At 42.5% G+C, this 12412-nt stretch carries 10 protein-coding genes; 1 reads left to right on the top strand and 9 read right to left on the bottom strand.

The window, feature by feature from the left end; genetic code table 11:
- Positions 1 to 44 precede the first annotated feature (44 nt).
- The 8 genes from pknB to gmk are packed head-to-tail and all read right to left on the bottom strand — an operon-like array spanning position 45 to position 9474.
- On the bottom strand, positions 45 to 2018 hold the full coding sequence (gene pknB / locus IEU81_RS03845; RefSeq protein ID WP_231957163.1) for a Stk1 family PASTA domain-containing Ser/Thr kinase: 1974 nt from the start codon (positions 2016 to 2018) through the stop codon (positions 45 to 47).
- The gene (locus IEU81_RS03850; RefSeq protein ID WP_092595305.1) at positions 2015 to 2761 is read right to left on the bottom strand and encodes a Stp1/IreP family PP2C-type Ser/Thr phosphatase; all 747 of its coding nucleotides are present in this window, start codon (positions 2759 to 2761) and stop codon (positions 2015 to 2017) included. Before IEU81_RS03850 ends, pknB begins: the two co-directional genes overlap by 4 nt.
- A gap of 22 nt (positions 2762 to 2783) precedes the next feature.
- Positions 2784 to 4085, bottom strand: a complete 1302-nt coding sequence (gene rsmB / locus IEU81_RS03855; RefSeq protein ID WP_186090379.1) for a 16S rRNA (cytosine(967)-C(5))-methyltransferase RsmB — start codon at positions 4083 to 4085, stop codon at positions 2784 to 2786.
- On the bottom strand, positions 4082 to 5020 hold the full coding sequence (gene fmt / locus IEU81_RS03860) for a methionyl-tRNA formyltransferase (RefSeq protein WP_186090381.1): 939 nt from the start codon (positions 5018 to 5020) through the stop codon (positions 4082 to 4084). The genes rsmB and fmt overlap by 4 nt, the downstream gene beginning before the upstream one ends.
- Before the next feature lie 10 nt (positions 5021 to 5030).
- The gene (gene priA, locus IEU81_RS03865; RefSeq protein ID WP_186090382.1) at positions 5031 to 7412 is read right to left on the bottom strand and encodes a primosomal protein N'; all 2382 of its coding nucleotides are present in this window, start codon (positions 7410 to 7412) and stop codon (positions 5031 to 5033) included.
- Positions 7412 to 8599 (bottom strand): bifunctional phosphopantothenoylcysteine decarboxylase/phosphopantothenate--cysteine ligase CoaBC, encoded by a 1188-nt coding sequence (gene coaBC, locus IEU81_RS03870; RefSeq protein WP_092595297.1) that lies wholly within the window; start codon positions 8597 to 8599, stop codon positions 7412 to 7414. The genes priA and coaBC overlap by 1 nt, the downstream gene beginning before the upstream one ends.
- Before the next feature lie 57 nt (positions 8600 to 8656).
- The gene (rpoZ, locus tag IEU81_RS03875; protein ID WP_092595294.1) at positions 8657 to 8851 is read right to left on the bottom strand and encodes a DNA-directed RNA polymerase subunit omega; all 195 of its coding nucleotides are present in this window, start codon (positions 8849 to 8851) and stop codon (positions 8657 to 8659) included.
- On the bottom strand, positions 8851 to 9474 hold the full coding sequence (gmk, locus tag IEU81_RS03880) for a guanylate kinase (RefSeq protein ID WP_092595292.1): 624 nt from the start codon (positions 9472 to 9474) through the stop codon (positions 8851 to 8853). Before gmk ends, rpoZ begins: the two co-directional genes overlap by 1 nt.
- A 131-nt stretch (positions 9475 to 9605) precedes the next feature.
- On the opposite strand from gmk, the gene IEU81_RS03885 reads away from it, so the two are divergent.
- The gene (locus IEU81_RS03885; RefSeq protein WP_186090384.1) at positions 9606 to 11306 is read left to right on the top strand and encodes an Rqc2 family fibronectin-binding protein; all 1701 of its coding nucleotides are present in this window, start codon (positions 9606 to 9608) and stop codon (positions 11304 to 11306) included.
- Positions 11307 to 11806: 500 nt separating this feature from the next.
- Here IEU81_RS03885 and pyrE read toward each other — a convergent pair whose 3' ends face one another.
- Positions 11807 to 12412 carry an orotate phosphoribosyltransferase gene (gene pyrE / locus IEU81_RS03890; RefSeq protein ID WP_186090385.1) on the bottom strand — a complete coding sequence of 202 codons (606 nt, stop codon included), beginning with the start codon at positions 12410 to 12412 and terminating at the stop codon, positions 11807 to 11809.

Here is a 12412-nt window from a genome sequence, read left to right on the forward strand (position 1 = left end):
TGTACCTCACCATTATATATAAACAGTCAGGCCAATGCCAATATTTACTTGTTATCTACAGTTTCCTTTATAACTTCTTTCCCGTCAACTTCTACGCGATATTGACCGGACGTTCCCTCTTGTAAAATGAGTGAAATTGTGTGATTAGTATCTTCAGTAATTTCAATCGTTTCTGAAACTTCTTCTATATCATTGTCTTTATCCTCGATATAAATTTCTGCTTCAAGCGGCTCAGCTTCGGCATCAGACTCAGAGTCACTGTCCTCTTCACTGCTGTCTGAACTATTGCCGCTTTCTTCACTTTCAGGATAAGGAATATTTAAGGAGATTTGATACGTCGTTTCCTCCGGCGGTTCTTCACCGAGAGAGACAATGACGTTAATTTGTGATCCCGGCAGGAAATCTCCGTAACTTGGATCTTGAGACACAATCGCGCCTTCCGGTACTTCATCGCTGTAAACTTCAGTCGTTACATTAACGATAAAGCCCTGACTTTCAAGTTCTGCTCTGGCAGCTTCCAGCGATGTGCCTGCATAATTTGTAATAGGAATCGGCGCTACACCGTCAGACACTGTAAATGTAATCGGGCTGCTGTCAGGTGTCAGTTCTTCCCCTTCAGCAATCGACTGTTCGAGTATTGTCCCGGGTGCCTCATCACTGTATTCAGTTTCAGATTGTATGTTAGTAAAACCGGCCGCTTCAAGATCAGTCTTAACGTCTTCGAACATATCACCGACATGATCATTCATAGTATACGGTTCTTCACCGAGACTGACCAGCATATCCACACTGCTGCCGCGTTCGACATCAGTGCCGGATACCGGTTCTGTTTCTATTATCATACCCTCTTCAAAATTCTCATCGTAGGTTTCAGACACTTCTCCTGCAACAAGATCTTCAGACAGCAAGTACTCTTCTGCTTCTTCAACGGTTGCATTTTGCAGATTTTCTAAACTCACTGTCGGCGACTGGCGCGGCCATAATAAGTAAACTATGACGGCAGCGGCTGCCAAAAGAAATAATAGAATAAATAAAATCCACGGCCACTTGCGCCGCTTCTTCTTCGGTTCTGTTTCTGCTTCATTATTTTCCTTTGACACAGGTTCTTCTTCAGCAGCTTTAACTGGTTCTGATGGTTTTGCTGCCGGTATGGGAGTCACCATAGTTTTTTCCTGTTCTTCTTTCTTAACCGGCTCATAAGGTTCTGAAATATCTTTATAATAAACAAGTGCGGATAAAACATCATCTGCATGCCTGTATCTGTTAACCGGTTCTTTTTCTGTACATTTCATTATTATATTTTTCAGGCCGACCGGAATATCTCTGTATTCAGAAATATTCGGGAAAGGTTCCGATATATGCTTCAGCGCAACTGATACGGCGGTCTCCGCTTCGTATGGCAGACGCCCCGTTAAAAGTTCAAACAGCATGACGCCAAAAGAATAAATATCAGTACGTTCATCCGTATTTTGACCCTTAGCCTGTTCAGGCGAGATGTACTGTACAGAACCAATCACTTGATTGGTCTCAGTCATACGCGTTTCACTCAGTGCTTTCGCAATTCCGAAATCTGTGATTTTTACTCTGCCGTTTGTATCCAGCAAAATATTCTGAGGTTTAATATCACGGTGAATGATGCCCCGGTCATGGGCATGTTCTATGCCGCGAAGCGTCATCATAGCTATTCTGATGACTTCATCGATATCCAGCGGACTGTTTTTTAAAATATGTTCTTTTAAATTCACACCGTGAACGACTTCAGTGACCAGTATGTGATATTCATCCGTTTCGTCAACATCAAGGACGCTGACTATATTCGGATGTGACAGCTGAATCGTACTTTCCACTTCCCGCTGAAAACGGCGGACTGATTTTTCCTTATCTAATGGATCCGCTTTGATCATTTTGACGACCACTTCACGATTTAAGATAATATCTGTCGCCAGATAAACGGAACTCATCCCGCCGCCTAAGTATTTAACGATTTTATAACGTTCAGAAATAACTTCGCCGATCACTGGCTGTCACCTGCTTTCAGGTCAGCAAGTAAAACGCTGATATTATCGCGTGAATCTTTATTTTGTGCTGACAGTGTTAAACCGCCTGCTTTTTCCGATAAACTCAGTTTAGTACTGTACATCATGTGATGAATTTCATCAGCTCTGACTTTATCTGTCAGACCATCTGTTGCCAGCACTATATAATCGTACTGACGGCCGCGAAGACGGAACACATCAGCCTGGATCATTTTTTCAGTTCCCATAGCTTTTGTAATTAAGTTACGGCGCGGATGTGACAGTGCTTCTTCTTCTGTTATTTCACCGCTCGAAACGAGAACATTAACAAAAGTATGATCTTCAGTGACCTGTTCAATTTTACGGTTATTCATAACATAAGCCCTGGAGTCCCCGACATTTAAAACCAGGATCGATGATTCGATTACTGCAACAAGCACTAATGTAGTTCCCATTCCGCTGTACTCAGGATTTTCATCCTGATAGTCGTAGAGCGCTCGGTTTGTTTTCGTCACCAGCTCGCGTAAAAAATGCTCTGCTTCATCAATATTAAACAGGTTGTGACTTTGCCAGGCATCTTTGATCTGATCGTATACGAAACGGCTCGCCACTTCGCCGTATTGATGTCCGCCCATACCGTCTGCGATTAAAAGCAGCGGCTGGCCGGTGCGGTTATAAAAATGGCCTGTTAAATCTTCGTTAGTCTCTCTGAAATTTCCGCAAATACTTTTCTCTATAATTTTCACGTTTACCCCTCCTGCAAAAACGTTAGCTGTCAGACTTTTTAAATCTCGCTATGAAGAAACCGTCGGTTTGATGCTCATACGGAAGGATTTGTCTGTATGGTCCCGTAAAGTTGAACGCCGGAATGCTGAAATTATCAAACTCAATGTCACTGTGCTTTTTCTTAAATGTATAAGCAACATTTTCATTTTCCAGCTGATGAATGGTACAAGTTGAGTAAATCAATACACCGTTTGGTTTTAAGTAGTTTTTTACATTATCTAAAATTTCCAGCTGTAATTCAACTAAGTCGCCGATACTCTCTTCATTACGCTCGTATTTAATTTCAGGCTTCCGTTTCACTACACCGAGACCGGAGCACGGGGCATCGACGATAATACGATCGTATAATCCTTCGTAGGAACCAGTTGCAGCATTTTTAATAAAGGCGTCGTAGTTGTCGTGCTTCAGCCGCTGTCCTTCATTATCGATCAGCGTAATTTTATGTTCGTGCACATCCCCTAAAGAAACATGTCCGCCGTCCATGGACTCAAGTGCATGAAAACCTTTACCGCCCGGTGCACTGCAGGCATCTAAAATCTGCTCGCCGTCTGCAGCTTCAAGTGCCATGTTCACAAACATTGATGACACATCCTGTATAGCGAAAAAGCCGTCTTTGTATGATCTGCTCTGCGTAATATTCTGACCGTTAAATTCGACAGCATCCGGATGCAAGTCTGATGCTCTGACATCATAGCCTTCGTCTAAAAGCATTTCAATCAGATTATCCCGGTCTACCCGCTTTTTATTGACGCGTAAATACATTTGAGGTTTTTCGTTCAGAGATTTTAAAATATTTTCTGTTTCTTCCAGGCTGTAATGCTTAAACCAGTGTTTGACTAACCATTTCGGCATACTGTATTTAAGCGATAAACGCGATGCATCATTTTTAATATCATCAATCAGTGGCCGTTCCCCTCTTAAATAAGCACGGAGAATACCGTTAATCTGTTTTCCTGCCTGCAGGCCGCCGCGCTCTTTAGCAATTTCAACTGCCTCGTTGATTACAGCAAAATCCGGCACGCGGTCTAGATATTCAAGCTGATATACAGAAATCAGCAGCAGGTAGCGCTGCCAGCGTCGTAATTTTGTTTTGATGAAAGGTCTCACGTAATATTCAAGTGTCAGCTTATGCTGCAGCGTACCGTATAATATTTCAGTCAACAGTCCTCTGTCTTGTGCATTTAACTCTTCAAATCTTAAAGCCTCATTTAACACGATGTTGCTGTATGCTTTATCATCGATAACTTCTTCATATAATTCTAGTGCCAGTGATCTGACTGTCATTCGCTCTCACCCAGTTTTCTGCCGATTAAAGCACTATTATTATTAATAAAATCAAGCGCATTATTTTTCTTCTTGCCTGCGAGCTGAACTTCTGTAATATTCACCAGCTTATCTTTTGCAGCAACGAAAAAACCGTTGTCGCTCTGACCTGTAATCGTACCCGGCGCGGCGTCTGTATTTATCTCTGTCAGCTCAGCACTATAGATTTTCAAGCGCTTGCCGTCGAGGATTGTGTGCCCGACCGGCCAAGGTGCCAGTCCTCTAATATGATTAAAAACGTCTTTTGCCCCTTTGTTAAAAGTAATAACTTCATCGCTTTTTGATATGTTCGGGCTGAAAGTTGCTTCCTTATCATTTTGCGGTGTCCGCGGGTTTTTACCAGTGAGTACGTCAGGCAGAGTTTCCATTAATAATGACGCACCGACCCGGCTTAATTTATCGAAAAGACTGCCGGTATTATCACTGTCGGTTATGTTGATACTTTCTGATGAAATAATATCGCCAGCATCAAGCTTTTTAGCCATATACATAATCGTTACACCCGTTTTACTGTCACCGTTTATTACCGCACGGTGAATCGGTGCGCCGCCTCTATGTTTAGGCAGCAGTGAAGCATGAACATTTAAAGCACCATTAACTGGTATATTTAAAATACTCTCCGGCAGCAGCTGGCCAAAAGCCGCTGTAACAATCAAGTCCGGATTAATATCTGACACTCTTTCCAGCGCTTCTTCCGACGTCATTGTTTCAGGCTGGTAAAGTTCAATACCGAGTAGTTTTGCTGCAGCAGCTACAGGCGGGTCCGTCATTACTTTTTTGCGTCCGACAGGACGGGCGGGCTGGGAAATAACCAAATCAACGCCGTAAACTTTATGCAATTCTTTTAATATCGGCACAGAAAAATCCGGCGTACCCATAAAGATAATTTTAGTCATGTTAAAACTCCTACATTATATATTGTGGATCGACATCTATTTTTAAAGACAGTCCTGTTTTTTTATAAATTTGAGTATATTTTTCATCGAGTGCATTCAGCACATTTTGCAATGCCGGCTCTCTCTTATATTTAAGTAATATTTGAAATCTGTTCTTATTTTTAATCCGTTCAATAGGACTCGGGGAAGGACCGATAATAATACTGCTGTCACTGACATTATCAACCAGCGTCTTATGAATATCAGTCGTCGCTTCCAGACAGTCTTTAATACGTTCTGCCGAAACGGTAAACAGGATATGGAAATAATACGGTGAGTAGCGGGCAAACTTCCTAAACTGCATTTCTTTTTCATAAAACTCAGTATAGCTGCCGTCCGTTGCCAGCGTAATTGCATAATGTTCCGGGTTATAAGTCTGGAAAATAATCTGTCCCGGCAGCTCGTGCCGGCCGGCACGTCCGGCGACTTGAGTCAGCAGCTGAAAGGTGCGTTCATTTGCCCTGAAGTCAGGCAAGTTCAGCATCGTATCCGCATTTAATACACCGACCAGCGTCACATTAGGATAATCGAGACCTTTGGCAATCATTTGAGTACCTAACAGAATGGGCGCTTTTTCAGTTTCAAAGCGTGATAACAACTGCTCATGCGCCCCTTTTCTTTTCGTTGTATCGACATCCATTCTAATAATATCCACATTGAATGTGTCTCTTAAAATTTCTTCTACTTTCTGGGTGCCGGTTCCTCTAAAGGTTACATCAGTCGATCCGCAGTCCGCACATTTTTTTGTCACCTGCTCTTCATAACTGCAGTAGTGACACAAAAGACTATTGTTATTTTTATGATAGGTTAATGAAATATCACAATTCGGACAATTCGGCACATGACCGCAGTTCTGGCAGATTTGAAAGTTGGCAAATCCCCTTCTGTTTAAGAGCAGTACGGTCTGTTCGCCTTTCTTAATACGTTCATGAATGGCCGTTTCTAACTGTCTCGATAAAATCCCTGAATTGCCATCCTTATGTTCATCGCTCATATCCACAATTTCCGCTTTCGGCATTTCCTGCATTGCCGGCCGATGTGTCAGCTCAAAGCGCTTATATACATCTCTGCTGCTTCTGGCATAGGACTCAAGCGATGGAGTTGCCGATCCTAAAACGACTGGACAGCCATGATATTCCGCCCTTAACTTAGCAGCTTCTGCGGCATGGTACATCGGACGCTCAGACTGTTTGTAAGTCGTTTCATGTTCTTCATCGATAATAATTAGCCCGATATTTTTAAATGGGGCAAATACAGATGAGCGGGCACCGACTGATACTCTGGCCCGTCCGTTTTGTATTTTAAGCCATTCATCGTACTTTTCACCGTGAGAAAGTGCCGAGTGCAGTACTGCAACATCGTCGCCGAAACGGGCTTTAAACCGGTTTACCATTTGTGGTGTCAGCGCAATTTCCGGTACGAGCATAATCGCTTCTCTGCCGTTATCAAGCGCTGTTTGAATCAGCTGCAAATATACCTCAGTTTTACCGCTGCCCGTAATACCGTGAAGTAAAAATGTTTCATTGCTTTTTGCCAAAAGTGCCTGATTGATGTTGGTATAGGCATCGGCCTGCTCTTCGGTTAATTCTTTTTTATAATCTGCTTCAAATACTCTCGATTCATACGGGTCTCTTTCAACAACCATATCAAGTTTTCTGACATAGCCTTTTTTCTCAAGTTCCCTGACGATGGCTTCGGAATATCCTTCACTTTTTAAAGTCTGCAGCAGCATAGGTTCGCTGCTGTCTTCGATCAGCTGCAGCGCTTCATATTGTTTCGGTGCACGTTCAAGCGGCGCCTTATTTACATAAAGGGACTGCACACCTTTTTGAAGCTTCTGTCTGGTGTGCTGCTTGATTAATATATCTTCATAAATGTCCCCCGCCTGAATATACGGCATAAGTTCTGCTAAACTTTTAGTCGATAAATTTTTCGTTTCTATCTCACTGTTTTGTGCATAGCTTTCATATAAAAACTTCGCTTCACTTGATGCATCATCAGCCAGTACCAGCACTTTTTTTGATTTTGTTTTTAAAGCGACCGGCAATATCGTTTCTATTACTGAAATATACGGTTCTATATAATAATCTGCCAGTTTTTTTGATAAGTGGATAAGTTCGCCGGTTAAGACCGGTTCAACATCCATTACTTTTACAATTTCTCTGACTTTTGAAGCAGGTACATCACTTGTGTCATGTATTTCCATGACGTAAGCCTGCACGTGTCTCGGCCCAAAAGGGACGAAGACACGGTGACCGACTTGAATCACACCTGCTAAATGATCAGGAATTTTATAGTCGAACAGGCGGTTAACGTCTTTTGAATTCACTCCGACAATCACTGCTGCAAACATCAGTCCATCACCTTACCGGCAATGACTGCTGCAATTTCTTCGGCCAGCGCTGTCTTAGGCATTTTAGCCAACGGTATTTTTTCGCCGTCCTTAAACAGCATCGTAACTTCATTATCGTCACTGTTCATACCGATGGATGTGTCGGAAACATCATTCATAATAATCACATCAGCTTTTTTAGCTTGAAGTTTACCCAGTGCATAGTTTTCTACATCTTCGGTTTCTGCTGCAAAACCAATGACATACATGCCGTCGCTGTGATGGCCGGCATATTTTAAGATATCTTCGGTTTCAGTCAGTTCAATCACCGGCGGGCTGCCGGCTTTCTTTTTAATTTTCTGTCCGCTTTTTTCTTTTACTGTAAAGTCGGACACTGCTGCTGTGAATATGCCGATGTCAGCATCCAAGTGATTTTTCACTGCTTCGAACATTTCTGCAGTCGATTCAACATCGATGACCGCAGAAACGTTAGGTGCTTGAATACTGACCGGACCACTGACGAGTATAACCTCAGCACCGCGGCGGCTGAAACTGTCTGCGATGCTGTAGCCCATTTTCCCGCTCGAAAAATTAGAAAGGTAGCGGATCGGATCCAGACGTTCTCTCGTCGGCCCAGCTGTAACAAGCACTTTTTTACCTTTTAAATCCTGCTTCCGATTCAGCATACTGTTAATTTTCTTCATAATATCAGGCACTGATGCCAAACGGCCTTTAGCATTATAACCGCAGGCAAGAAAACCCGTTTCCGAGTCGATAAATTCTACACCCTGGCTGCGGAGTTTATCGATATTTTCTTGAACGGACGGCTGTCGGAGCATATGCACATTCATTGCCGGCGCCATTAATACAGGTTTCGTATTGGCTGCGAGCACGTTCAGCAGCATATTATCGTATATGCCATTGGCGAATTTGCTGATTGTATTGGCTGTAACCGGCACAACTGCAATAATATCTGCCCATTCCCCTATATTAATATGCGCAATATGACTAGGATCTTCTTCTAGAAATGTATTAGTGTAGACGTGGTTTCTGCTGATAGCCTGAAAAGCAAGCGGCGTCACAAATTCCGTTGTATTGTCAGTCAGCACGACGCGGACTGCATGTCCGGACTGGATAAGTTTACTCGTTAAATCAATCGCTTTGTAGCTTGCGATTCCCCCTGTAACACCGAGGACAATATTTGCCAAATTAATCACCTCTTTAAAAAAAGCTGACAATTTCTTGTCAGCATAATTATATCTCTTTTATTTGTGTACAGTCACTTTTCCGGCTGCAATCTCTTCAAGAGAATAGCCGACATTTGTTTTAGAACGGTATGAATCGAGAACTAATCCTTCAGGGTTTTCCTGTAATTGTCTCGCACGTTTCGCTGCCATTGTTACGACAAGATATTTAGAATCTACATTCTTTTTAAGTTCATGACCTGCTGGGTATAACATTAATTATTTGCCTCCAGTAAAAGTTTTCTTAACTTGTTTTCAACACGTGAACGTTCAAGATGACTGGCTTCTACGATACACTGCACTTTTTGGCGTGCGGTATCAACATCATCATTAATGACGACATAGTCATATAAGTTCATTAAGTTTAATTCGCGTTTGGCTTCTTTAATACGGTGATCTATTACTTTCTGAGAATCCGTTCCGCGTCCGATCAATCGTTTTTCCAGCTGCGCCAGTGTCGGCGGAGCTAAAAAGATAAATAATGCATCCGGGAATTTTTCTCTGACCTGTTTAGCGCCTTCGACTTCAATTTCCAAAAAGACATCGTGACCTTCTGCAATTGTATCTTTAACGTAATCTACCGGTGTGCCGTAATAATTACCAACGTATTCAGCGTACTCGATGAATTTATCCTGCTCAATTAAAGCTTCAAATTCTTCGTGCGACTTGAAAAAGTAATCTATGCCATCACGTTCGCCTTCTCGTTTCTGTCGTGTTGTCATTGAAATAGAGTATTTAAAGTTCGTCTCTGGATGATCGAAAACAGCTTTTCTCACTGTGCCTTTTCCGACTCCCGAAGGTCCCGAGAGAACGATGAGCAATCCTTTATCAGATACCATAGAATGTAACCTTTCTAATTTTGATTACTTCTTAATGTATCACAGATCAAGCAAAATTTCATCAATTAAAGCGGACAATAAAGAGACATTCATGATAAAATAACAGTTAATCATTTTGAGGAGGATTCGCCATGGCTTTTGACGGAAATTTTACACACGCACTTGTAGAAGAACTGGGATTTTTAGTGCGCGGTAAAATAAATAAAATTCAACAGATGGACAATTCATCTCTTCTTTTTAAAATGCGTGCCGGTGGGAAAAATCATCAGCTCTTATTAAGCAGCCATCCGATGTATGCCCGCTTTCATATCACAGAGCAAAAATATGAGTTTCCATTTGAACCGCCGATGTTTTCACGTATCTTAAGAAAACATATCGAAGGCGGTATTATTACTGACATTAAACAGCTTGGCAATGACCGCCAGGTGCATATTCATATACGTGCGATAAACGATATCGGTGATGATATTGAACGCATACTCATATTAGAAATTATGGGCCGCCATTCAAATATTATTTTAACAGATACCGCTTATAAAATTATCGACAGCATTAAACATCTGACACCAAATAATAATGTCAGAACGATTATGCCGGGCTTTACTTATGAAAACCCGCCGACAGATAAAAAACTGAATCCGAGAACTGAAGAATTGAACGAACTGCCGAAGTTTATCGATTTCAATTCGGGTAAATTAAAGCGCCAGATTTTAAAAAATATCGAGGGCTTCAGTCCGATTTTCATAGATGAAGTAGAATCCCGGGTTAAATATTTCAATACTGATAATATCGTGCCGGCGATTAAAGAAACGCTCGACGCATCAAAAAATATTCAGCCTGTGTACTATAATCTTAAAAAGCCGATCTTTTACTTTACACCGCTGACCCACTTAGGTGAACCCGATAAAGTATTCAGCAGTTTAAGCGAATTGCTCGACGACTATTATCACCGCCGCTATCAGATAAGTTTAATCCGCCAGAAATCATCGGATTATTTGCAGGTAATTGAACGCGAACACGAGAAAGTTATTCGTAAAATTACTAATCTGGAACACGATTTAGAAGAAGCTGCTGAAAAAGATAAATATCAAAAATACGGGGAATTAATTACTGCTTATATGCACAGCATTAACAAATATCAGAATTCTGCAGTGGTGATGGATTACTATACAAATCAAGAAATAGAAATTCCATTAGACCCCCAGCTCTCTCCAGCAGAAAATGCCCAGCGTTATTATAATAAGTATAATAAGCTTAAAAATCGTGAAAAAGTAGCCAGAGAGCAGCTCCGACTTGCACATATGGATGTAGAATATTTCAGTAATCTGCTCCACCAGATGGAAAATATTACGACACGTGATGAAGTCGAAGAAGTCCGGCAGGAACTAATCGAGCAGAAGATCATTAAAGAAAGAAACCGCGGCAAGAAGAAAAAGAAAGTCAATAAAATTAAGCTGCACGAATTTAAAACGACCAGCGGACTGCCAGTATTTGTCGGTAAAAATAATAAACAGAATGATTATTTAACCAATAGAAAAGCACAGAATAATCATCTGTGGTTCCATACGAAAGACATACCGGGATCACACGTCGTTATCGCACATAACTCCAGTGAAGTTTCAGAAGAAGATATTTTAGAAGCGGCCATGCTCGCTGCCTTCCATTCAAAGGCCGGCCAATCAGCCGGTGTACCGGTGGATTATACTGAAATTAAACACGTTAAAAATATTCCAGGCACCAAACCCGGCTTTGTCACATACAGCGAACAATCAACTGTCCTAGTTGACCCCAATGCAGACAAAGTTGAAGAGATGAAAAACGAAAATGAATAAAATTATATGAGAAAAGCGCCGGATTCCCGGCGCTTTTTTGTTTGATTACTTTGTTTGGCGCAGTGCGGCCGCTTGTGATTCGCTCATGCGGACGCAAACTAATTATCAGCCGCTTGTGATTCTCTCATGCGGCCGCAAACTGATTATCAACCGCTTGTGGCCCCCTCATGCGGCCGCAAACGGATTATCAACCGCTTGTGACCTACTCATGCGGCCGCAAACTAATTATCAACCGCTTGTGATTCGCTCATGCGGACGCAAACTGATTATCAACCGCTTGTGGCCCGCTCATGCGGCCGCAAACTGATTATCAACCGCTTGTGGCCCCCTCATGCGGACGCAAACTGATTATCAACCGCTTGTGGCCCGCTCATGCGGACGCAAACTGATTATCAACCGCTTGTGGCCCGCTCATGCGGCCGCAAACTGATTATCAACCGCTTGTGACTCGCTCTTACGGTCGCAAACTAATTATTAACCAACCCCAAATCCACACAAAATCATAGTCCGTCTCTAAATTCCCGGACTTCCCCAGCGCTTTTAGTATCCAGCGCGCCCCTGCTTTCAACAACTTCAAGGAGCGTGTCTAAATCACATAATACTTTGTACGGACAGCCGGCCGTCTGGAATTTATCGTCTGCGCCTTTAATCCCGTATGAAAATATGGCAATGACTCCGATAACTTCGGCGCCGTCCGCCCGGAGGGTTTCGACCGCGTTCAGGCTGGACCCGCCGGTTGAAATTAAATCTTCTACAACAATGACTTTTTTACCGTCTACTGCAGCGCCTTCGATTTGGCGCGCCGTCCCGTGGCCTTTTTTACTGCCTCTGACATAAGCTGACGGCTTATTCAGACGGTCTGCAATCAATGTCGCATGTGGGATCCCGGCAGTCGCAGTGCCGACAATGACATCTGCCTCACCGAATGAGCTGACTTCATCGATTAACAATTGAATTACTTTTCGGTGGGCTTCGACGTTGCCAAGTATTTGTCTGTTATCGCAATATATTGGTGATTTTATCCCGCTTGCCCATGTGAATGGTGCTTTAGGTGACAGTTTCACAGCATCGATATCGAGCAGAATTTCTGCAACTGAAGTATGCAT

Origin of the sequence: Jeotgalicoccus aerolatus, assembly GCF_014635205.1 — a bacterium.
GTDB lineage: Bacteria > Bacillota > Bacilli > Staphylococcales > Salinicoccaceae > Jeotgalicoccus > Jeotgalicoccus aerolatus.